Here is a 23979-nt window from a genome sequence, read left to right on the forward strand (position 1 = left end):
CTCCGCATAGCAGGAGCAACAGGCAGAGGATAGCTTTTATCGTTATCGTATTATTTTTCATACTCTTGGTCTGTTTATTAAGGTTAGTTCTCTACTTTAAACCATTTATGGTAGCCCACAATCTTCGCAACGTGTTTGCCTGTCTTGTCGGGAATGTTGGTGATGTCTTCGGCAACTGTCGTGAAATCCCACGCACACACCAGTCCGCTCTCCGTTCCCGTCACATCCGCGTTCATCAACGCTTTCACATCGTCCGCCGATTTGGCTGTGTTCCACATACGGAACTTTTTGATGAATCCGGTCATGCAGCGTCCCTTATCGGTCGGTTCCTGAAACGCCCACATATTCAGATTACGAGTGTTGGGCATATAATCCTGCAATACTCCGGCGTCATCTTTCACGTCATTGGTCTTGCTGAAGAACAATTCGCCGTTGACGTACATCTTCAACTGTCCTTCGGACAAGGTGTTGTCCCATACTGTCACAAGGTGGTTCCATTTTCCGAAATTGTCGGGATAAGCACGTCCTTCTTCCAATACGCGGCCTTCCTGCGGTCCCATACCAATCGTAGTACGGAGATTGGAGCCGAGGAAGTTAATCATCCATCCTTCATTGGGTTGGTTACCGTCGAAAGTGGAAAGAAAACTACCGATACCGGACTCGAAGAAACCGGCTTCATACTTAATCCAACTCTCTACGGTGAAGGTGTTGCCGCCACCGTAAGCCTTGTCTTCGCCGAATTCGATGCGGCCCTTGCCGTCGATACCAAATATTTTCAGTTCGGCAGGTGTGCCCGGCGACAATGTCTGTTGATAGGAATCCTGAAATTCGGCAATTGCTTTTTCGGCGGCAATGCAGTAGTTGTCTATTTCATACTGAAGGACAAACTGCCCTGCCATACCTTTCGAGATACCCGTCTGTAACTCTTCGACGGCTTTTTGCAGATTTTGCGCATTTGCCAAAGGGAAAGTACCGTCGCTTGTACCGATTTTTGCAGTATCAAGCAGGTTTGTCATGTCGGTCAGATGCGTGTACATACACTCAAGCGCAACAGGGCGTATCGAATCGCCGTTGTCGCTCTTGCATGAGCAGAAGCACCCAATCAACACAGTGAGTAAACAAAGTTTCGTAAAGAATCTTGTTTTCATACTATTAGGTTTTTTTTAAAATAAAACAATAAGTGAATAACATCGCTGCAAATATAAATGTAGCAAGGTTAAGCAACCTATTAGCGGAGGGTTAATAAGGGATTAATAAACCCGAAAAAGTTTATTAACCAACCTGTTTCTACTGATGAAATGGGGGATTTTGGTTCATTAACCGGGCATAAGAAACCGGAAATTCTTCATTCATCATCTGCTTGTACTCACGGACAAACAGCGAATATTGCAGGATTGCCTCCTGCGACGAGCCTGTGTGATGAAGCGCATGGATACAATAACCCAACGCCAGTTCATTAATCGGGTCTACCCAGAAAAGGATGTGACAGAAACGAATGACAGCATCGTACTTGTGCTGCTGATACAAACGCTCGATTTCCAACGGCAGGAAGGAACATAGAAACTCTTCGACTTTCTGCTTGAAATGATCCATCATTCCGGCATCCATACCGTCAAGGAACTTGCCGCGCATCAGTAACACACCGAATTCCGTCTCTACTTCTTCCACATTCTTCAAGGAGCGGAAATGGAAATAATCGCAATAGGCATCGGTAAATACCAGTTTGAAATAGCCTTTGTTGTAGACAAGTTCCACCCCGTCCAGCTCCGCCAAGTTTTTACGAATCTGATTGATGGTGATTCCTTTCAGGTTCTTCACTTTATCGTCGGGCTTGTCGGACCAGAACACTTCGTTCAGCGATGCGGACAAAACGCCGTTGTGGGAACTATGAAGCAAAATATAGATGAATACCTGCCGCAGACGGGAGCTGAACAAATGGGTGATGTTTCGTCCGTTGCGGTCGATGACCGTAAAAGGGCCGAACAGATAAACGGCATTGGGACGGACAACGGATGATTCGAGTTCTTCCTTTTGCTGTGTTTCCGCTTTCTGTACCTCGAACGGTATTTCTTCCTTGACGGCTGTTTCCGCCTTCACGGGAGTTTCCGGTTGTTTCCTTCTTTTCCGTATCCACCAGCCTGCTCCGGCAAGCAAGACAAGGCTTGCGCCTATGACTATCCACTGAATTGTATTCGAAAACGAAACCGGGCTGTAAGAGCAGATGTCTTCCAAAGCAACCGGCGGAGCAGACAATACGTATGTACGAATCACCGTATGTCCTTTTTTGTCAAATTCTGTAGTCGCGCAGTAATATTCGGATGTCAACGGGTTATAGTAAAGATTGGCATTGGTCATAATCTCTTCGGAACGCATCGGGATTGAATCTCCCAAAGCTTTCATGGTTCCATCCTCCACCGTAAGGCGATAGAGTTGCAGATAGGTGTCCGACAGGTATTCCGGATAACAGAGGGCATAGATATATTTCTCGTCAGGCGACAATATCATGTCGCGTGCCACAACCATCCGATGGTCGGTAGCTTTCTGCCACAAGCGGCGTATAGAATTCTGCGTTCGGTCAAACAAATAACAATCGTGCAAATAATTCCTGCCTACGCTTTGTTCGCCCGACTCATTGCCCATTCCGCCGTAGATGTAAATATGTTCGCAGCTTTTATTGACCGCCATCCCCGAAAAATACCGAGGAACAATGCGTTCACCCGAACAAGAAAGCGTATCCCAGCGGTCAGACGGTATATCATATTCAAGGAATGTATTATTGAAACGTTTATTGCCAAAGCCGCCGAAAACGAGATATTTTCCGCTTGTTTCATCCCAAAAGCCGTCATGGTGGTGTAATTGTACAGGCAAGGATGCTATTCCCGTCTGCTGCCATTCGCGCTTATCCACATCAAGCGCCGCCACTGTAGCGTCTCCCAACGGAAGGTTGTTCAGTTCATACACATACAATCTGCCATCTGTCGTATTTATAAAATGGGTGGCCAACTGCAACTTTACAGGAAGCTGATTGGCATATGCATACTCCTGCGACCGACGTTCCAAGACGTTATACACAAGAAGCGAATCCTGACTGAAAGCAACGAGTCGCTGGCTGTCCGGTTCAAAAGCAATTCCGGAAGGAGTCCGAAAAGAGTGCTCGAAGAGCTTCTCCCAGTGATAGGAACCATTGATAAGCCATACCGGATTGGTTACCTCTCCCAGCACCTCTCCCGTAGAAGTGTGCACCTCTTCTCCCCGGCTCTCGTTCAAGGGAAAGACATAGGAAGGAACGCCATCGCCTTCAAGCCTTAAATTGCGGATGGCAAAAGCCGGTATATCCAAAATATAATCGTGACGTCCGAAGAACAAATATGGGCAGAAAGTCTGCTTCAACATTAAGCGGTCGATTTTCTTCTCATCATCTCCGATGCGAATCGTAAGCCGGTCTTGCTGCAAATCGAAAGTAAAAGAAACAGGAAGCCATTGGTAAGCCAGCATATCGTTCAGCAGGTTCAGGGAGTAGTGATTCTCCTGCCCGTCCGTATTGAACTTGAAGGTACAGTTCTTGTCGTCCAGATAAGTATATGTAAAGCTATAATTGGTCTTTCCCTGATTTTCCTGTAACAGAAACACATACCCGAAAGCATCAAAATCGTGGATGGACAATTCAAAACTCAACTGAAAACTTTTCGTGAAACAAGGAACCTCCCCCTCCCGAAATATCCGGAGAGAGGTTCTTTCTTTTATTTCTTTATCGTTAGCCTGAAACAACAGTCCTTGCGAATAAGCAACCATCGCCATACAGGTGAAGAGACATAAAAAGTAAAGCCTGCGCCATATCATAGTTTCTCGATTTACGACGGCAAAGATAAGGTGATTATTTCAAATAATCATCTATAACAACCGAAAACATTCACTGATTGAACCATATCTTCACCAAATGCAATCCCGACTTTACAAACCGCAAAATCCGCAGCGTGATTTGTCTCTTTTTCTCAAAAAAGTAATAAACAGCGATTGGCAGAAACAAATAAATAGACTACCTTTGTGGGCGATTTAGAGAATCGTGACTACGTATTTTTAATTATATCAATTTAAAAAGAGCTAATTATGACTTATTCACACGAAGTTGAACACATGTGTGTTGTAAAGAAGGGTCCTAACCACGGACCGGCTCCCATACCCGAAGAAGGCAAATGGGTAAAATCTAAAGAAATCGTTGACATTTCAGGTTTGACACACGGTATCGGCTGGTGTGCTCCGCAACAAGGTGCCTGCAAGCTGACGCTGAACGTTAAAGAAGGTATCATCCAAGAGGCTTTGATTGAAACAATCGGTTGCTCAGGTATGACTCACTCTGCTGCTATGGCTTCTGAAATCCTTCCGGGTAAGACTGTTCTTGAAGCATTGAACACTGACCTTGTTTGCGACGCTATCAACACTGCTATGCGCGAATTGTTCCTGCAAATCGTTTACGGACGCACTCAATCGGCTTTCTCTGAAGGTGGTCTGATTATCGGTGCAGGTCTGGAAGACTTGGGTAAAGGTCTGCGTAGCCAGGTAGGTACTCTTTACGGTACATTGGCTAAAGGTCCCCGTTACCTTGAAATGGCAGAAGGTTATATCAAACAAATCTTCTTGGACAAAAACGACGAAATCTGCGGATACGAATTCGTACATATGGGCAAGTTCATGGACGAAATAAAGAAAGGTACCGATGCTAACGAAGCATTGAAGAAAGTTACAGGTACTTATGGTCGCGTAACAGCAGAACAGGGAGCAGTTAAATCTATCGATCCACGTCACGAATAATATAAGGAGGAAAGAAACTATGATTAGAGAAGTAAAATTCGAAAGCCAGGACCGTCGTATCAAACAGATTATCGCTGCATTGAACGCTAACGGCATCAAAGATATCGAAGAAGCTAACGCTATCTGCGAAGCTCATGGACTTGATCCTTACAAAACGTGTGAAGAAACTCAGCCTATCTGCTTCGAAAATGCAAAATGGGCGTATGTGGTAGGTACTGCCATCGCTATTAAGAAAGGTTGCACCAATGCTGCTGAAGCTGCCGAAGCTATCGGTATCGGTCTGCAAGCATTCTGCATCCCGGGTTCTGTAGCCGACGACCGTAAGGTTGGTATCGGTCATGGTAACCTCGCTGCTATGTTGCTGCGCGAAGAGACTAAATGTTTCGCTTTCCTCGCAGGTCACGAATCTTTCGCTGCTGCCGAAGGTGCTATCAAAATCGCTGCAAAAGCAGACAAAGTACGTAAAGAACCGTTGCGTTGCATCCTGAACGGCCTTGGAAAAGACGCTGCTCAGATTATCTCCCGTATCAACGGCTTTACTTATGTTCAGACTCAATTCGATTACTTCACAGGAGAACTGAAAGTGGTTCGCGAAATCGCTTACTCTGACGGTCCTCGTGCGAAAGTAAAATGCTACGGTGCTGACGATGTTCGCGAAGGTGTAGCTATCATGTGGAAGGAAGGCGTAGACGTTTCTATCACAGGTAACTCTACTAACCCGACTCGTTTCCAACATCCAGTTGCAGGTACTTACAAGAAAGAACGTGTTCTTGCTGGTAAACCTTATTTCTCAGTAGCTTCAGGTGGTGGTACAGGTCGTACTCTTCACCCGGATAATATGGCTGCCGGACCGGCTTCATACGGTATGACAGACACAATGGGTCGTATGCACTCAGACGCTCAGTTCGCTGGTTCTTCATCAGTTCCTGCTCACGTAGAAATGATGGGATTCCTGGGAATTGGTAACAACCCTATGGTAGGTTGTACAGTAGCTTGTGCGGTTGACGTGGCGCAGGCTTTGAGCAAGTAATTTAAGTTACTTCATATACAATAAACTCCTGTAATCTAAATGGTTGCAGGAGTTTTTTTTTTATGACAAGAGCTTAGATAACTATCCCTAATGATATCTTGCTAAAGTAAGAGTTATTAAATTTGCAAGATATTCTAACTGCCATTGAAGAAGTAGAAAGTTGTTTCTTTGGCAATGCTCCTAAAATTTAGAGAACGAGGTGAAATCAACCTGTAATATTAGTAAATCGTTTATCGGTCATTCTCCAGCTTCTTCCGTTTGCTTGTATTCGCAATTACGAATACAAGCAAAGCGATTGAACGAACAGTGTTTAGTAGCAGTGCGTAAAACCACCATATCATCCCGTTTCCGTATCGGCTATTAAATACCAGATTATAAGTCAAAATAGCATTATAGAAAATCATCACAATCAGATTGCCAAAGGCAACTCTTGGTTTAACATTATGACACAACCAAGTCGATAACAGCGACATCGCATAAACTCCATCCAACAATACAGTATCTTCGCACCAACTCTCGGACAAGCAGCTACCGACCGTCAGAAACAGCAGTACAAGCCACACTATCCAAAATATATCCAATTTGTATGTCATAGCCGTTTGAAATAATCGAGTAAATTTTATTATAAAAATGTATGGTATGAATGTAGTTAACGGGTATATTATTAAAAACAATATCAGATAATCTAATTGTAATGCGGATTTATTCTTAACAATACATGATTCAACTCAAACGTGAAGACTTAATCACACAGCCAGAGACTTACATAACCCCTAATAATTCTATCTCAAATATCAATGTCGAAAAAGCGGGAATAGCCCCGGAAGCACGTGAGCCGTATCCCATAGTATAAGGAATATAAACTACCCACTTATCCCCCACGTGCATCCTTTGAAGCGCAAGTTGCCAACCTTCTATCAACTCTCCAAGACGAAAAGCCTCCGGACAGGAACGTTCGTAGGAATTATCAAATACCCTGCCGTTTATCAGACTACCTTTATAGTGTACGGTAACAATGCTCCGCACGTTGGGCGAGATTGTTCCCGTTCCGGTACCCAACACTTTATAATACATACCGCAAGGCAAACCGAACACACCATCCTGTAACGACAACTCTTGCAGGAATTGCAAATTCTTTTCTTTATATTCTTCTTTTTTCTCCATATTGCTTTTTTTTATTAAAGGAGATACAAAAATAAACAGAATCGGGAACAATCTAACACAAAAATCGTACCTTTGTTAAATTGAATCATAAAACTTCTTTGTTATGAGGCCAATAAAGACAATATGTAGTCTGAATGTTACCGGACTATTCTTACTTGTAGTAATACTGCTTGCGGGAGTCACTTCGTGCAAGCATACACAAAAAGACATCACCCCTTCCGCCGACTATGCCCCGTATGTAAACGCCTACACCGGCGGAGTAATCTCACAAAACTCTGCCATACGCATCGAACTGACCCATGACCAACCAATGGTAGATATCAACAACGAACTGAAAGACAACCCGTTCAGTTTCTCGCCATCTTTAAAAGGAAAAGCTTATTGGGTGAGCAACAATACCATCGAATTTATGCCCGAAGAAGGCACACTGAAACCGGGTACTCTCTACGAAGGCACTTTCCGGCTCAGTGATTTCGTTGAAGTGGAAAAGAAACTGAAAGAGTTCCACTTCTCGTTCCGCGTACAAGAACGCAATTTCACCCTCCAACTGGAATCGCTGCCGATTACCGCCACCCATCCCGACGAAATAAACATCCGGGGAGAGATACGATTCAACGACATCGTGAAAAAAGAGGAAGTGGAAAAGATGCTGACTGCCAGCGACGGCAAGAAAAAACATCTGGTAGAAATCATCGCCACCGATGCTGCCACCCGCTACCAATTCAACATCAGCCGAGTACCAAGAGCAACAGAAGACTACCCACTGACCATAACAGCCAATGGCAACCCGGCAGGCATCAACCGTAAACAGAGCAAAGAAGTACTGATACCGGCAAAAGACATCTTCCGCTTCCTCTCTGCCGAACGCATCGAACAACCCGAAAACGGAATAGAAATAGTATTCTCCGCCCCCCTGTCCACCACGCAGGACTTGAAAGGATTGATTGAAATTCCGGAAATCCCCTCATCCGTACTCCAAATCAGCGAGAACAAGGTATTCATCTACTTTGAAGCAAACAAACTGAATAAACTGACGCTGAATATCCATCCAGGTATCAAAGACCATCAAGGCAAGACGTTGGATACACCCCACACCCTCTCGTTCAGCGAAGTAAACCTGAAACCACAAGTGGAAATGTCTACTTCCTCTGCCATCCTGCCCGATTCGAAAAGTTTGATTATCCCTTTCAGGGCGGTCAACCTGTATGCAGTGGATTTAAGCGTCATCCGCATATTCGAAAACAATGTACTGATGTTCATGCAGACCAATTCGCTCGCTTCTGCCAACGAGTTGCGCCGTTCGGGACGATTTGTGTATAAGAAAACCCTGTGGCTTGCCAAAGACGCCTCCAAAGACATACACCACTGGGAGAATTACTCCATCGACCTTGCCGGACTCATCCGCCAGGAACCGGGCGCCATCTATCGCGTTGTGCTTTCATTCCGCCAGGAATACTCCGCTTACCCATGCGGAGGAAACGACAGCCGGGAGATGCAGTTTGCCGATAACCCATCCGATGCGCTGACCAAAGTGAGCGGCAGTGTCCTGTCTGAAGAAGAACAGGCCTCCTGGGACATTCCCGAAACTTATTATTACTACAACGGCAATTCCATAGACTGGAGCATCTACCGATGGGAAGAGCGCGACAATCCTTGCCATCCGTCCTATTACATGACTTCCGACCGGACAGCCGCCTGCAACGTCTATGCTTCCAACTTGGGAATGATTGTAAAACGTAACTCGCAAGACAACTTGTGGATTGCCGTAAACAACATCCTCGACACCAAGCCCGTAGGGAAAGCACAAGTGACAGTCTATAATTTCCAGCTACAACCCGTGGGCAAAGGGGAGACCAATGAAGAAGGCTTCGCCGAAATCGCTCCGAAGGGCGTACCTTTCATCGTGGTGGCAGAATCGGACAAGCAGAAATCCTATGTACGTGTGGCCGATGGCGAAGAACAGTCCGTCAGCCGGTTCGACGTGGAAGGAAAAGATATTCAGAAAGGATTGAAAGGATTCGTCTACGGCGAAAGAGGAGTATGGCGTCCGGGCGACACGCTGCACGTCTCCTTTATTTTAGAAGACAAAGAAAAGCGGATACCCGACAAGCATCCCGTAGCACTGGAGATTTACAATCCGAAAGGACAGTTCTATACTAAAATGATATCCACGCAGGGTATGAACGGATTCTATACGTTCGCCGTCCCCACTCCTGCCGACGCCCCGACCGGACGTTGGAATGTATACGTCAAAGTGGGCGGCACGTCTTTCCACAAAGGACTGCGCATCGAAACCATCAAGCCCAACCGACTGAAAATAAATCTTGCCTTACCGAAACTGATAGAAGCAACGGACAACAACCTCCAAATCCCGCTCACCTCAGCATGGCTGACAGGGGCAACGGCGTCGGGACTGAAAGCCAAAGTGGAGATGTCCCTATCCAGAGTAAACACGCAATTTGCAAATTACGAAGCATACATCTTCAACAATCCCGCCACGGACTTCAGCACCATCCGGACAAATGCATTCGACGGCACACTCGATTCCGACGGGAAAGCAAACGTCACCCTCAAAGTACCGGCAGCCGCCAACGCTCCGGGAATGCTGAACGCTACCTTCACCACCCGCGTGTTTGAACCGGGCGGAGACGCGAGCATCTACGCGCAAAGCGTCCCCTTCTCGCCATTCGCATCCTACGTCGGCATCAATCTCAACCAGCCGAAAGGCAAATACATCGAGACAGACAAAGAGCACCTGTTCAACATCGTAACCCTCGACGCAAAAGGACGGCACATCAACTCCCACAACTTAGAATACAAGATATACCGCATCGGCTGGAGCTGGTGGTGGGAACAGGGCAACGAGTCTCTCGGTACATACATCAACAGTACATCCATCACCCCCGTTGCCAGTGGGAACTTGCAAACTAAAAACGGAAGAACAACCCTTGCGTTCCGCATCAATTACCCTGATTGGGGACGTTACCTGGTGTACGTCAAAGACAAAGAAAGCGGACACGCCACGGGAGGAACCGTCTACGTAGACTGGCCCGAATGGCGCGGACGTTCCAACAAAACCGACCCGAGCGGTGCCAAGATGCTTGCCTTCTCGCTGGACAAGGATACTTACGAGATAGACGAAACGGCTACTGCCATCATTCCCGCCGCAGCAGGCGGACGTGCATTGGTATCCATCGAGAACGGCTCGTCCGTATTGAAACAGGAGTGGATAGAAATCTCCGACAACAGAGACACGAAATACTCCTTCAAGGTGACGCCAGAAATGGCTCCGAACGTATATCTGCACATCAGCCTGCTACAACCTCACGCACAGACGGTCAACGACCTGCCCATCCGTATGTATGGCGTCGTTCCGGTGTTTGTCACCAACAGCCAGACAGTGCTGCAACCGCAAATACAGATGCCGGAAGTGTTGCGCCCGGAAACCGACTTCAACGTCACCGTAAGCGAAAAGAGCGGCAAGCCGATGACCTATACGTTAGCCATCGTAGACAATGGTTTGCTCGACCTCACCAATTTCAAGACCCCCGACCCGTGGAACGACTTCTACGCACGCGAAGCACTCGGTATCCGGACATGGGATATGTACGACCATGTATTGGGAGCTTCCGTCGGCAGTTACAGTCCGCTCTTCAGCACGGGCGGCGACGCTACTTTGAAGCCTGCCGACGCAAAAGCGAACCGTTTCAAACCGGTAGTCAGGTTTGTAGGCCCCTTCCGGTTGGGAAAAGGAAAGAAGCAGACGCATACGCTGAAACTTCCGATGTATGTCGGCTCCGTGCGGGCAATGGTAGTAGCTGGCCAGGAGGGTGCTTACGGCAACGCGGAAAAGACGGCGTTCGTACGTACCCCGCTCATGCTCCTTTCCACCCTGCCGCGTGTGCTCAGTGTGCAGGAAGAAATCAGCGTGCCGGTCAACATCTTCGCAATGGAGAACCAAGTGAAGAACGTAACCGTATCCCTTCAAGTATCGGGTGCAGATATACAGATTGCAGGGACCGACAGACAGACACTCACTTTCAGTCAGCCGGGCGACCAGCTCACCTTCTTCACGCTTAAAACCGGCAACAAGACCGGAAAAGCAACCATCCGCCTGACAGCAAGCGGCGGCGGGCAGCAGACGAAAGAGACCATCGAGATAGAGGTGCGCAACCCGAATCCCGTAGTGACCCTGCGCAACAGCCAATGGATAGAACCCGGACAAAGCGGCAAACTCTCTTACCAACTGAGTTCCTCGTCTGCCAACGACGAGGTGAAGTTGGAAGTGTCGCGCATTCCTTCGGTAGATATCAGCCGACGGTTCGACTTCCTGTACAACTACCGGCACCACTGCACGGAGCAGCTCGCCTCCAAAGCACTTCCGCTCCTCTTCGTCGCCCAATTCAAGGCGGTGGACGACACGGAGAGCGAAAAGATAAAGACAAACGTGCAGGAAGCCATACAGCAGATTTACGGCCGCCAGTTGGATAACGGCGGGTTTGCATACTGGCCGGGCAACGCCGTTGCCGACGAATGGATCAGTTCTTATGCCGGAATGTTTCTGACGCTGGCACAGGAAAAAGGCTACGCCGTCCACCCAAGCGTGCAGAACAAATGGAAACGCTTCCAACGTGCCGCCGCGCAGAACTGGCGGATGCCGCAAGACGCAAGCGGCTGGCAGCAATGGCAGTCCGAACTGCAACAGGCGTTCAGGCTCTATACGCTTGCCCTTGCGGGAGTGCCCGAATATGGCGCCATGAACCGGATGAAGGAACAGGCCGGACTCTCCGTACAAGCCCAATGGAGACTGGCGGCAACGTATGCGCTGACCGGCAAGATGAAGCCTGCCGAAGAATTAGTTTACAATGCAGACACATCGGTAAGCCCCTACTCTTCCATGAACGGTATTTACGGCTCGTCCGACAGAGACGAGGCAATGATTCTCGAAACACTGATACTGATGAAGCGCGAACGCGACGCCCTGCTGCAAGCAAAGAAAGTCTCCAGAAACCTCTCGCAAGAAGAATGGTTCGGCACACAGTCCACCGCCTTTGCCCTTTTGGCAATGGGACGCCTGGCAGAGAAAACATCGGGAACGTTGGATTTCACCTGGACGTGGAACGACCGGGCGCAACCTGCCGTCCAATCGGCAAAAGCCATATTTGAAAAGAGTCTTGCCACCACTCCGAAGGCGGGAAGCATCTCTATCGGCAACCGGGGAAAGGGAGCACTCTGCGCAGACCTTATCACCCGCACACAGTTGTTGAACGACACCTTGCCGGCTATCAACGACAACCTCCGCATGGACATAAGGTATGCCAGCCTGAACGGTACGCCGCTCTCCGTCGACGAAGTGATGCAGGGAACCGACTTTATTACCGTTGTCAGCATTACCAACACAAGCGGTACTTCCGACTATACCAACCTGGCACTGACGCACATCATCCCCTCCGGCTGGGAGATATACAACGAAAGAGTGAATGCCTCCGAATCGGAAAACGCACCCAGCAGGTCGGGCAAGTCCGCCAGTCCGTACACCTATCAGGATATACGCGACGACAGGGTATTGACCTATTTCAATCTTCGCCGTGGCGAGACGAAGAAATTCACCGTCAGACTACAGGCGACGTATGCAGGCAACTTCATCCTTCCGGCTGTTCAATGCGAAGCGATGTACGACGCCAACGTACAGGCACGGAGCAAGGCGGGAAGAACAACGGTGAGAAGGTAACCATTCTGTTGTGCTATTGCAATGAATCCTATTTGCAGATTCTCCAGACGATTCTCTTTACGCAAAAGGGTGGTAGCGACAGCTACCGCTCTTTTGCTGATAGGATATATGTGCTGCCTTCCCCGGCAACTGTTTCGTGTTCCCTACTCCACGGTGGTGACGGACAGGAACGGAGAGCTGTTGGGCGCACGCATCTCTTCCGACGGGCAGTGGAGATTTCCGCCCCGAACGACCACACCCGAGAAAATCGGGCAATGTCTCATCGCTTTTGAAGACAGACACTTCCATCACCATTGGGGCGTCAATCCGCTATCTACCGCAAGAGCCCTCTGTCAGAACTTAAAACACAAACGCGTGGTAAGCGGCGGCAGCACGCTGACCATGCAGACCATCCGCCTCGCCCGCAACAAGCCGCGAACGTTCGGAGAGAAGGTCATCGAAATGATTTGGGCTACCCGGCTGGAGTTCCGGGCTTCCAAAGAAGAAATCCTATCCATGTATATATCCCATGCGCCTTTCGGCGGCAACGTAGTGGGACTGGACGCAGCAGCCTGGCGATATTTCGGCCATTCGGCCGAAGAGCTGTCGTGGGCAGAGTCGGCCGTGCTCGCCGTACTGCCGAATGCTCCTGCCATGATTCATCTGTCCAAAGGGCGGCAAGCACTGCTTGCCAAGAGAAACCGCCTGCTGAAACAACTCCTCGAAAGGAAGACCATCGATTTGTCGACCTACGAACTTGCCGTCAGCGAACCGTTGCCGGACGAGCCGCATCCGCTTCCGCAGACAGCTTCCCATTTGGTCAGCCGTTTCTACAAAGAGCGAAACGGACAGCACACCCGTTCCACCGTCGACCAGGGAATGCAGACACACATCGAAGAGGTGGCAGAACGGTGGAGCAATGAGTTCAACCGGAGCGACATACGCAACCTGGCCGTTTTAGTGATTGACATACGGAGCAATCAGGTAATGGCTTATTGCGGAAACGTACATTTCGGCGGGCAGCAGAGCGGTAGCCAAGTCGATGTGATTCAAGCTCCGCGAAGCACGGGAAGCATAATAAAGCCTTTTCTCTATTATGCCATGTTGGAGGAGGGTTCTCTGCTGCCCGATATGCTACTGCCGGACATACCGGTCAATATAAACGGCTTTACTCCCCAAAATTTCAATCGGCAATACGAAGGAGCCGTTCCGGCTTCGGAAGCACTTGCCCGTTCGCTGAACATCCCTGCGGTGACGATGCTGCAAAGATACGGCGTTCCCAAGTTTCACCGCTTTCTCCGGCAAACCGGATTCAAGACCGTCACCCGTCCTTCGTCCCATTACGGATTGTCACTGATTCTCGGAGGAGCGGAAGCTACCTTATGGGACGTGACCAACGCCTACGCCCAAATGGCACGGGCACTCCTCCCCGACCTGCCTTCGAGCCGCCTCAACGAGCAGGAAGCCCGGATGGCAGAAGCGGAGCACGAAACGAAAGAAAAGGAGACCTCCCCGCCTGCCTACGCTTGGGACAAGGGAGCTGCATGGCAAACACTCCATGCGCTGAAGGAGGTGAACCGCCCCGAAGAAATCGACTGGAAATCCATCCCCTCCATGCAGACCGTCGCTTGGAAAACAGGAACGAGCTACGGATTCCGCGACGCTTGGGCAGTGGGTGTCACTCCCCGTTACGCGGTCGGCGTATGGGTGGGGAATGCAACCGGCGAGGGAAAGCCCGGACTGGTCGGCGCACAGACGGCAGGCCCCGTACTATTCGACATCTTCAATTACCTGCCCGCCTCTGCCTGGTTTGAACGGCCGACGGGTGTTTTCGTAGAGACCGAAGTGTGCCGCCAGTCGGGACATCTGAAGGGACGCTTCTGCGAGGAAACGGACAGCGTCCTTATCCTGCCTGCCGGACTGCACACCGACGCTTGCCCGTATCATCACCTTATCACCCTGTCGGCCGACGAACGGCACCGTGTCTATGAGAACTGCGCCAACACGGAACCGACTTTCCAGAAGCCGTGGTTCACCCTCCCGCCCGTATGGGAATGGTACTACAAGCAGCATCATCCGGAATATACCCCTCTCCCGCCCTTCAAGGCGGGTTGCGGGGAAGACGCTTTCCAACCCATGCAATTCATCTATCCCTCCGCCAACGCCCGCATCCGGCTGACGAAGCAATTGGACGGCAGCAAGGGATTCCTAACCGTCGAATTGGCACATACCGCCCCTCATGCAACCGTATTCTGGCATCTCGACGACACCTATCTGACGCAAACGGAGGATTTCCACAAGATTTCCCTGCAACCCGCTCCCGGCCGACATCACTTGACGGCAGTAGACAGAGAAGGCAATACGGTCTCCACGACTTTCTTCATTGAATAGCCATCCGCTACCGGTATCGTTGCAAAGGGATATGGTCTTCAAAAGCCGTCTTCATGGAGTTTCAATTTTGTTTCCTCTGCATGAAACTAAAGTTTCAACCCATATGAAACGACAGTTTCAATAGGAAGAAACGATAGTTCCAACCGCATGGAAACTAAAGTTTCAGTTAATTGAAACTCCCGTTTCAAGCAATGGGAACTTCCGTTTCATATAGTGGTGATGAGGATATATACCGGATTTGGCTGATAAGTTCGCCCGTTATACTCGAATCAGTTTACGCAATGGCTTTCAAAACCTACAAGAGTTTACTCCTCCGCACTGTTTTTCTTCAACCACTGTACCCTGCGCAAATCAGGCAAATGCTTGATTGAGAAGTTCTCAAACTTGGCCTTGAAACCGTCGCCATCGGGACAGGCTCCCATCATTCCAACCATGACAGGATGATTGTCTTGCAGCCAGGCATTGCGCATCATCGTATACTGTTTGTCGTCGAAAGAGTAGAAGATTTCTACTGCATCCAATCGGCGCACTGCCTTTATCCATACAAACGGTACGGGGTTCTCCAAAGGTATGATACTCCAGTCGCTCGTGTGATGGGTCACAACGGTGCTGAGGTTGTATTTACCATCCACAAATTCAATCCCTGCTTTGATATAATTCTCGTGGTCGATTCGCAACATCAGTCCCGACTGGTCGAAACGCGCCTTGTAGTCGCCGGATATTTTCACCTTGACTTCAAACTCCCCACCACGCAACGTATATAGAAACGGAGCATCATCCACGGTAAACCCGTAATGGGATATGCGCCAGTAATCGGTTTGAGGAGTGACATTCATCGAAAGCGAGTTGTTCTTGATGTTCCATTGTTCCGGCTCATTGAACCACTGCATCTTTTCCAACGATTGCGCCATACAGGCAAAGGAAGCGGCACTCATCAGTGCGCTTAGCAATAACTTTTTCATTTTCATCCGTTTTTATGTGAATATTATATTTCGCGTATGGTATGTGCCTTGACGGCACTTTTCCTTTTCGCTTGCCGCAAATTACCGGTTCTTTTGTTTACCTTTGCAAAGGTAAAGCCTTGCCATATACTGTACAATGATTATAAATAACCATTTTATTGCTTACAGATGGACACCCAAAAGATACTCAACAAGGAATTTCTCGCGCAAAACTTTCCGGAAGCACAGCCGCATACGGAAATGCTGAACAGATATAAAGACGTAGCGTGCAACTATGCACGGATGGAAAATGTCATTGCCGTATTAAGCGACCTGCATTCCAATGCAAGTTACATTTATTACGGCAGTTTCGCACAAATGTTAGGAATAGACAAATACGGGAAGGAAGACAAGGTGTCCTCTATTTGGGAAGAGGAAATCTTCAGGCTGATTCATCCCGACGATTTGGCGGGCAAGCACTTACAAGAGCTTTGTTTTTTCCACTTTGTCAAACGTCAGCCTAAAAAGAGACGTGCCGACTATTACTTGACGAGTACACTCCGTATGAAAAGCGGCACGAACAGTTATCTGTCCGTATTGCACCGGATATTTTATGTCTCTTCTCCCTCCAACGACTCTCTGTGGCTGGCTTTATGTCTTTATAGTCCTTTACTGTTTGACATTCCCGCCAAATGTCTGATTATCAATTCTGCCAATGGCCAAACAATGGAATTGGAGAAGCAGAACAACACAAGGATACTGTCCGTCAGAGAGAAACAGGTGTTGAATCTCATAAATAAAGGCCTGACAAGTAAAGAAATTGCTGCAACGCTCTCCATCAGCATAAATACGGTGAGCCGGCACCGGCAAGAGATTTTGGGCAAGTTGCAGGTGAAGAACTCCATTGAAGCCTGTCGGATAGGAAAAGATTTAAAGTTGATATGACACTCACGCTTTGCATCGGAATTGCACGCCATCGGTGAACAATCTCTCATACGCATTGTTCTTTTTTATAAACGGACAACGTATTAAACCTAAACAAAAAAAGTTATGAGAAAATTTATTGCATTCGTAGCATTCGTATTAATCAGTGCAAGCACGATGATGTATGCACAGGAGAGTAACGCAGCCACACGCCGCAGCGACCGAAAAGCCCAAAGAGATGCGGAGAGAGCCAAGTTCCGCGCCGAAGAACAAGTACAGGATATGGCCTCTTACCAGCAAGCCGTACAGGCGTTGAAGAACAGAGAGTTTGTGCTGGAAGCCAATCAGGTTATCTTCCGCAACGGTATGACTGCTTTTGTCACATCAAACACCAACTTCGTCCTGATGAACGGCAACAAGGCCACGGTACAGACTGCCTTCAATACTCCCTACCCCGGCCCTAACGGAATCGGCGGCGTCACGGTAGACGGCAACTCTTCGGATATGAAAATGGATGTCGACAAGAAGGGTAATGTGAAGTGTTCATTCAGCGTTCAAGGCATCGGCATCTCTGCCCAGGTATTTATTACCATGAGCAACGGAAGCAACAGTGCTTCGGTTACCATCAGCCCCAATTTCAACAGCAATAACCTGACGCTGAACGGGAATATCGTTCCGCTCGAACAGTCTAATATCTTTAAAGGACGCTCCTGGTAGGTCGGAAGCAAGGGGCTTTCATCACTCCGCTGCAAATAGTAGATTTGTGGCGGAGTTTTTTTCATCCTGTCAGACCTCTCCCCTTGCAGGTATTTTTATACCATGAAATGTGGCAGATAAACAAAGTATTTCCTACATTTGCACTCTAAATGCTTTTTAGAATGAAGAAGTTAAGAAAGACAATCCTTCTACCTGCTCTGCTTTTTGTATGTATCGGCAGTTTTATCTCCTGCGGTGTCGACCGTTGGCCGGAGTATGCCCACATGACTGCATTGGACACATGGATGTACGACATCATGCAGCAGAACTATCTGTGGTATCAAGAGCTTCCCCCTTATAAGGACATGAACCTGTTTCAGAAGCCTGACGAATTCTTATCCAAAGTAAAATCGAAAAACGACAGTTACTCATTTGCCGACTCCGTAATGGAGACACCGTTGCCTACCTACGGCTTCGACTACTCACTGGTTCGGAGCACCGATAACGACACGGCTTACCATGCACTGATTACATACGTGATTCCCGGTTCGCCGGCAGCACAAGCCGGATTGGTACGCGGCGACTGGATTATGAAGGTAGATACTTCGTACATCAGCAAGAAGTACGAGACTCAACTGCTGCAAGGAACCGAAGCACGGAAACTGACAACGGGAATATGGAAAGAGGTCGCCGTAGAACCTGAAGAGGGAGCGGAAAGCGAAGAGCCGCTCTCTATATATAAGGTAGTGCCCGACGGCAGGACACTGAACTTGCCTGTGGCACAAGCCGTAGAAGACAACCCGGTACACAAGAGCGAAGTGCTGACTCTAAGCGACGGAACCAAAGTCGGCTACCTGATGTACAACAGCTTCACCGCCGGAACCAAAGCCGACCCGGAGAAATACAACAACGAACTGCGCAAGGTTTCGACCGACTTTCAGGCAGCAGGCGTCAACTACGTCGTACTCGACCTGCGCTACAACGCCGGCGGCTCGATGGATTGCGTCCAACTATTGGGAACCATACTGACCTCACGCTCACGACTGAACCAGCCGATGGCTTACCTGGAATACAACGACAAGAACAGAGAGAAGGATGCAGCCGTCAACTTCGACCCCGAAGTACTGAAAACAGGTGTCAACCTGGACCAATACGGGCTCTTCGTACTCACCAGCGCCACTACAGCCGGAGCACCGGAGATGCTTATCAGAAGCCTTTATCTGGAAGAGAGTTATCCGGTGATAGCTATCGGCGGCGCCACCAAAGGACAGAGTGTTGCCACGGAACAGTTTGTCAACGAAGAACTGCAATGGTCGGTCAATCCGGTCGTATGTACGGTTTATAACTCTACTCACGAGAATTGGGGTTCCATCGTTCCCGGTAATCAGCTTAAGGTGAGCGAGACGACCATTGACGGGACAACCGACTACAGCGAGTTCCTTCCCTTCGGCGACCGCAATGAAAGACTGCTGAAAATAGCCCTCGGAGTAATTGAAGGCACCTATCCGCCGAAGCAAGAAGAGAGTGTGGAAAGCAAGGCAAAGGCCTCGTTCCGCATAGAGAAGAGTGTAAGTAGTCCCGCCAGCCGACGGTTTGCGGCTGGAAGCGGACTACGAATCAAGTAATAAAAGATGGGGACGGAGCTTTATTTCCTGAAAAATTTGTCGAAGAACAAAATCTGATAATCAATCGAATTGCTCCAGTACTTTCCGTTATGGGCGCCAGGACGCGTAATAAAGTCGTGGTCAATCTTCCTTGCCAACAGGCGGTTGTGCAAATCTTTGTTCACGTTCAGGAAGAAGTCAGCCTCGCCGCAGTCGATAATAATGGCCAGTTCGCCGTTCTCTATCCTGTCAATCTGATTGATGACCGTATGTTCGTCCCATACTTTTTTATTTCTTGCAAACTCGCCCAATTGCTTTGCCATATCCCAATTCAACGGAAACGGGCGTATGTCCATTCCTCCGCTCGTACTTCCGCTTGCGCCAAACGTATCCTTATGACGGATGGCATTCCACATCGCTCCGTGTCCGCCCATGCTCAATCCGGTGATGGCACGTCCTTTGCGGTCGGCAATCGTCTTGTAGTGTCCGTCGATATACTTCACCAATTCCGAGGATACGAAAGTCTCGTATCGGTACGACGGGTTCTTCGGACTATCCCAGTACCAGCTATTCTTCCCGTCGGGACAGACAAAGATAATTCCCTTTTCATCCGCTATCTGCGGCAGGTTCGGTTTGACTCCAATCCACGTCATCGCATTCCCGCCGTGGCCGTGCAACAGATAAAGGACGGGACAAGACACCGCCTTCTTTCCCAACGCCGCATCCGGCACCACTACCAACACCTGCACCTCTTTATTCATGGTAGGACTTTCAACCCACAGCGTATCTACCTTAGCAGCCCAAACAGGCGCAACTAAGAGCAGCGCCAAAATAGTCAACAAAAAATTTCTCTTATTCATTTGTATATATAGATAAGTCATTCTTCCTTCCCTTCCGGCGACGGAAACCGGGAAACAGGCGTCTCGAACGTCTTGCCGCATTGTCGGCAGGCATACTCCCAATGATTATTTCCCGGAGGCGTAGCTGTCAGCATCGACAGGATTGCCGCACCTATCGCACGCCACCGCTTTCCCTTTTTCAGCAGGAAGCGGATATCCGACGAGCCGCAATGCGGACAAAGCAGCAGTTCTTCGGGCCAACTCTGATTCTCTTTCAACACCTGCACCGCCTTGTCGTACTCTTCTTCCGCCACCCATACGTCTACTCCGGAAATGTTGCTTATACACCCTCGGTACAGGGTAGAAAAGTGCTCGTTATGCAACATAGATGCAATACCTTCATTCTCCAACGCTCCTTGCACGATATGTGCCTGCATCGCGTCATTGCAGGTAATCAGTCTGACAGTCTTCATACGCAATCTATTTTCATATTCACCTACAAATATAGGCAATCTCTCCCATTTTATTCACCAATTCTATCACTATTTAATGCTTTTTTCGTAATTTCGCGGCACTAAATACAACGAGCGGGTCCCTGCTCTCTACAGTGAGAATCTGATTCGAACATTAATTTATATTTAATTAAAAAAGTATGAAAAAGCAAATTGTAATGATTGCCTTAGCATTGCTAAGTATGGGAACGACAGCTTCCGCACAGTTCGGAAAGAAAATCAATTTAGGAAAAGCCCTGCAAGCTGGTAAGGACGTAGTATCGGCAGTAACCTTGTCCGACGCCGATATAGCCAACATGAGTAAAGAATACATGGCTTGGATGGATACACACAACCCACTGACAAAACCTGACACCGAGTATGGCAAACGTCTGGAGAAGCTGATCGGAAACATCAAGGAAGTGGACGGACTAAAACTGAACTTCGGCGTATATGAAGTGATAGACGTCAACGCCTTTGCTTGCGGCGACGGCAGCGTGCGTATCTGCGCCGGACTGATGGACATCATGACCGATGATGAAGTAATGGCTGTGATTGGCCACGAAATCGGACACGTGGTTCACACCGACTCCAAAGACGCCATGAAGAACGCTTACCTCCGTTCGGCAGTGAAGAATGCGGCAGGTGCAGCCAGCGACAAAGTTGCCAAACTGACCGACTCCGAATTGGGAGCATTGGCAGAAGCACTCGCCGGCGCACAGTTCTCACAAAAACAGGAAAACGAAGCCGACGACTATGGCGTTGAATTCTGTGTGAAACACGGCATCGACCCCTATGCTATGGCAAAATCGTTGACCAAACTTGCTGAGCTTGCCAAAGATGCACCCAAATCATCTTACGCACAAAGAATGTTCTCTTCACATCCCGACACGGAAAAGCGTATCAAACGTACGCAAGCCAAAGCAGACAGCTACGCAAAGAAATAAGAGACAAAAGAAATACTTTTTTTACCACACTCTTTTCAGGCACGGAATTGCACGCAGTTCCGTGCCAGACTGTTTATAGGACGCGACGTCGACCCTCGATAGATAACTCCCTATTTGCCGCCAACAGAAAAAACTTCGCCCACACAGCAAACAATTTTACCCAATATTCATTAATATATATAGAGAATGGAAACATTCTCCATTTTGTATAACTCAAAACAATCATCATTTGAATCCATTTATGGAATTTCTTATTATCATTTTCCTACTCGTACTGAATGGCATCTTTGCCATGTACGAAATTGCGCTGGTATCCTCCAGCAAAGCACGGCTCGAAACTCTTGTCGCCAAAGGCAACAAATCGGCACGCGGAGTACTAAGACAATTGGAAGAACCCGAAAAGTTCCTGTCTACCATCCAAATCGGTATTACCCTTATCGGCATCGTCTCCGGAGCCTATGGCGGAGTTGCCATTGCCGACGACCTTGTACCGTTGTTCTCGCTCATTCCCGGAGCCGAAGCCTATGCAAGCAACCTGGCGATGGTGACCACCGTGGCAGTCATCACCTACCTTTCCCTTATCATCGGAGAGTTGGTTCCCAAGTCCATTGCCCTGAGCAATCCCGAAAGATACGCCATCCTCTTCAGCCCCATTATGATTCTGCTGACCAAAATCTCCTACCCTTTCGTGTGGTTGCTCAGCATCTCCACCCGACTGTTGAACCGGCTTATCGGCCTGAAAAACGAAGAGCGGCCCATGACGCAGGAAGAGATAAAAATGATTATCCACCAAAGTTCGGAACAGGGCGTGATTGACAAGGAAGAGACAGAAATGATACGCGACGTGTTCCGCTTCTCGGACAAGCGCGCCAACGAACTGATGACTCACCGCCGCGACATCATCGTACTCCATCCGGATGACACGCGCGAGAAAGTGATGCAGACCATAGAGGAAGAGCACTACAGCAAATACCTGTTGGTAGACGAACGGAAAGATGAGATAATCGGCGTAGTCTCCGTCAAAGACATCATCCTGACGGTGGGCAGCCAACGCCCGTTCAGCCTGCGCGAGATAGCCCGTCCTCCACTCTTCATTCCGGAGAGTCTGTACGCCAATAAAGTTCTGGAGCTGTTCAAGAAGAACAAAAACAAGTTCGGAGTTGTTGTTAACGAGTATGGCAGCACGGAAGGCATCATCACGCTCCACGACCTGACCGAAAGCATCTTCGGCGACATCCTCGAGGAGGACGACACGGAGGAGGAAGAAATCGTCACCCGCCAAGACGGCTCCCTGTTAGTAGAGGCTTCGATGAACATCGACGACTTCATGGAAGAGATGGGCATCCTGACATACGAAGACCTGGAATCGGAAGACTTCACCACCTTAGGCGGACTCGCCATGTTTCTGATAGCCCGCATCCCGAAAGCCGGAGACATATTCACCTACAAAGACCTCCAGTTCGAGGTGATGGATATGGATCGCGGACGAGTGGACAAGCTGTTAGTGACCCGGGGAAACGATGACGACGAGGAATAAAAGAGATAAAACGAGCGACAGCTCACCCTATTATATTAATTTAAAGCACTTAACAATGAAAAAAGTAATTATGTTAGCAGCCGTCGTAGCTGCTTTGGCATCCTGCCAATCAAAAGCCAACAGAGTAACCGACACAGCAACAGACGACCTTACCGTGGCAGTGGCTCCGGCCACCGAAGTAACCGAAGTTTATGCAGGCACTCTCCCCGCCGCCGACGGACCAGGCATCGATTATGTCCTTACACTGAACGCAGCAACCGACGGCATAGACACCACCTATACGCTGGACATGACTTATCTCGACGCGGACAGCCAGGGCAACAACCAGACCTTTACCTCCAAAGGCAAACAGAAAACCGTATGCAAAGTGGTGAACAAAAAACCTGTTACCGCCGTCAAACTGATTCCGAACGACAACAATGACATACCGATGTATTTCATGATTGTAAACGATACTACACTCCGGCTGGTGAACGACAGTTTGCAGGAGGCAGTGGGAGATTTGAATTATGATATTGTCAAGGTGAAACGGAAATAAGTACGCACCGTTGGCTGATTAAGAAAATGCTCTGCAACGAATGGATAGTTCTTGCAGAGCATCTTTAATGTGAGTCCGATATATTGCTCAAAAACCGTCTGCTTTGAAGGTCAAAACAGACGGTTTTATTTAGCATTAAAAAAGATGATTCAATGCGGAGAGAACGAGATTCGAACTCGTGATACCCTTTAGGGGTATACACGCTTTCCAGGCGTGCCTCTTCAACCACTCGAGCACCTCTCCTTTTTCAAAAAGAAAAGCAACTTTATAGCTGCTGTTATTCGCGGAGAGACAGGCTCCCGAACCTACGCTTTCAGAAAATATCATAAAATTGCAAATCATTGATAATCATATATTA

The 23979-nt window shown here is 48.6% G+C and carries 16 protein-coding genes and 1 tRNA gene; 10 read left to right on the forward strand and 7 right to left on the reverse strand.

What is annotated here, in order from left to right; all coding sequences use genetic code 11:
- Positions 1-83 precede the first annotated feature (83 nt).
- Positions 84-1148, reverse strand: coding sequence for a LamG domain-containing protein (locus QZ331_RS11745; RefSeq protein WP_294630441.1), 1065 nt, complete (start codon positions 1146-1148; stop codon positions 84-86).
- Between the two features lie 139 nt (positions 1149-1287).
- Positions 1288-3840, reverse strand: a complete 2553-nt coding sequence (locus QZ331_RS11750) for a hypothetical protein (protein ID WP_294630443.1) — start codon at positions 3838-3840, stop codon at positions 1288-1290.
- Positions 3841-4107: 267 nt separating this feature from the next.
- On the opposite strand from QZ331_RS11750, the gene QZ331_RS11755 reads away from it, so the two are divergent.
- Positions 4108-4809, forward strand: coding sequence for a nitrogen-fixing protein NifU (locus tag QZ331_RS11755; protein WP_004296942.1), 702 nt, complete (start codon positions 4108-4110; stop codon positions 4807-4809).
- Between the two features lie 19 nt (positions 4810-4828).
- Positions 4829-5839 (forward strand): GGGtGRT protein, encoded by a 1011-nt coding sequence (locus QZ331_RS11760; RefSeq protein ID WP_004315991.1) that lies wholly within the window; start codon positions 4829-4831, stop codon positions 5837-5839.
- A 762-nt stretch (positions 5840-6601) separates the two neighbouring features.
- Here QZ331_RS11760 and QZ331_RS11765 read toward each other — a convergent pair.
- Entirely contained in the window at positions 6602-7003 is a 402-nt protein-coding gene (locus tag QZ331_RS11765; protein ID WP_294630445.1) for an FKBP-type peptidyl-prolyl cis-trans isomerase, read from the reverse strand.
- Positions 7004-7106: 103 nt separating this feature from the next.
- Between QZ331_RS11765 and QZ331_RS11770 the strand changes: the two genes are divergently transcribed.
- Both QZ331_RS11770 and pbpC read left to right on the forward strand, forming a co-directional pair.
- The gene (locus tag QZ331_RS11770; RefSeq protein WP_294630447.1) at positions 7107-12734 is read left to right on the forward strand and encodes an MG2 domain-containing protein; all 5628 of its coding nucleotides are present in this window, start codon (positions 7107-7109) and stop codon (positions 12732-12734) included.
- Between the two features lie 21 nt (positions 12735-12755).
- A complete protein-coding gene (gene pbpC, locus QZ331_RS11775; protein ID WP_294630449.1) occupies positions 12756-15104 on the forward strand; it encodes a penicillin-binding protein 1C in 2349 nt (782 codons plus the stop codon).
- Between the two features lie 305 nt (positions 15105-15409).
- Here the strand turns inward: pbpC and QZ331_RS11780 are convergent, their stop codons facing one another.
- The gene (locus QZ331_RS11780) at positions 15410-16066 is read right to left on the reverse strand and encodes a DUF1349 domain-containing protein (protein ID WP_294630451.1); all 657 of its coding nucleotides are present in this window, start codon (positions 16064-16066) and stop codon (positions 15410-15412) included.
- A gap of 168 nt (positions 16067-16234) precedes the next feature.
- On the opposite strand from QZ331_RS11780, the gene QZ331_RS11785 reads away from it, so the two are divergent.
- The 3 genes from QZ331_RS11785 (at position 16235) to QZ331_RS11795 (ending at position 19290) form a co-directional block, all read left to right on the forward strand.
- Complete coding sequence (locus QZ331_RS11785) at positions 16235-16990, forward strand: LuxR C-terminal-related transcriptional regulator (RefSeq protein WP_294630453.1); 756 nt, start codon at positions 16235-16237, stop codon at positions 16988-16990.
- Positions 16991-17095: 105 nt separating this feature from the next.
- Positions 17096-17686, forward strand: a complete 591-nt coding sequence (locus QZ331_RS11790; RefSeq protein ID WP_294630455.1) for a DUF4251 domain-containing protein — start codon at positions 17096-17098, stop codon at positions 17684-17686.
- 161 nt (positions 17687-17847) lie between these two features.
- Complete coding sequence (locus tag QZ331_RS11795) at positions 17848-19290, forward strand: S41 family peptidase (protein ID WP_294630456.1); 1443 nt, start codon at positions 17848-17850, stop codon at positions 19288-19290.
- Between the two features lie 20 nt (positions 19291-19310).
- Here the strand turns inward: QZ331_RS11795 and QZ331_RS11800 are convergent, their stop codons facing one another.
- Together QZ331_RS11800 and QZ331_RS11805 are read right to left on the reverse strand one after the other, a co-directional pair.
- Positions 19311-20129, reverse strand: a complete 819-nt coding sequence (locus tag QZ331_RS11800) for an alpha/beta hydrolase family protein (RefSeq protein WP_294630458.1) — start codon at positions 20127-20129, stop codon at positions 19311-19313.
- 17 nt (positions 20130-20146) lie between these two features.
- Positions 20147-20581: a DUF2007 domain-containing protein gene (locus QZ331_RS11805; RefSeq protein WP_294630460.1), complete on the reverse strand. Its 435-nt coding sequence runs from the start codon at positions 20579-20581 to the stop codon at positions 20147-20149.
- A gap of 179 nt (positions 20582-20760) precedes the next feature.
- Here QZ331_RS11805 and QZ331_RS11810 point away from each other — a divergent pair, with 179 nt between their 5' ends.
- The 3 genes from QZ331_RS11810 (at position 20761) to QZ331_RS11820 (ending at position 23621) form a co-directional block, all read left to right on the forward strand.
- Complete coding sequence (locus QZ331_RS11810) at positions 20761-21546, forward strand: M48 family metallopeptidase (RefSeq protein ID WP_294630461.1); 786 nt, start codon at positions 20761-20763, stop codon at positions 21544-21546.
- A gap of 241 nt (positions 21547-21787) precedes the next feature.
- Positions 21788-23083 (forward strand): hemolysin family protein, encoded by a 1296-nt coding sequence (locus tag QZ331_RS11815; protein WP_294630463.1) that lies wholly within the window; start codon positions 21788-21790, stop codon positions 23081-23083.
- Positions 23084-23138: 55 nt separating this feature from the next.
- Positions 23139-23621 (forward strand): copper resistance protein NlpE N-terminal domain-containing protein, encoded by a 483-nt coding sequence (locus tag QZ331_RS11820; RefSeq protein ID WP_294630465.1) that lies wholly within the window; start codon positions 23139-23141, stop codon positions 23619-23621.
- A gap of 155 nt (positions 23622-23776) precedes the next feature.
- Here the strand turns inward: QZ331_RS11820 and QZ331_RS11825 are convergent.
- Positions 23777-23864: transfer RNA gene (locus QZ331_RS11825), tRNA-Ser, on the reverse strand.
- Between the last annotated feature and the right edge of the window lie 115 nt (positions 23865-23979).

Source organism: uncultured Bacteroides sp. (assembly GCF_910586915.1).
GTDB lineage: Bacteria > Bacteroidota > Bacteroidia > Bacteroidales > Bacteroidaceae > Bacteroides.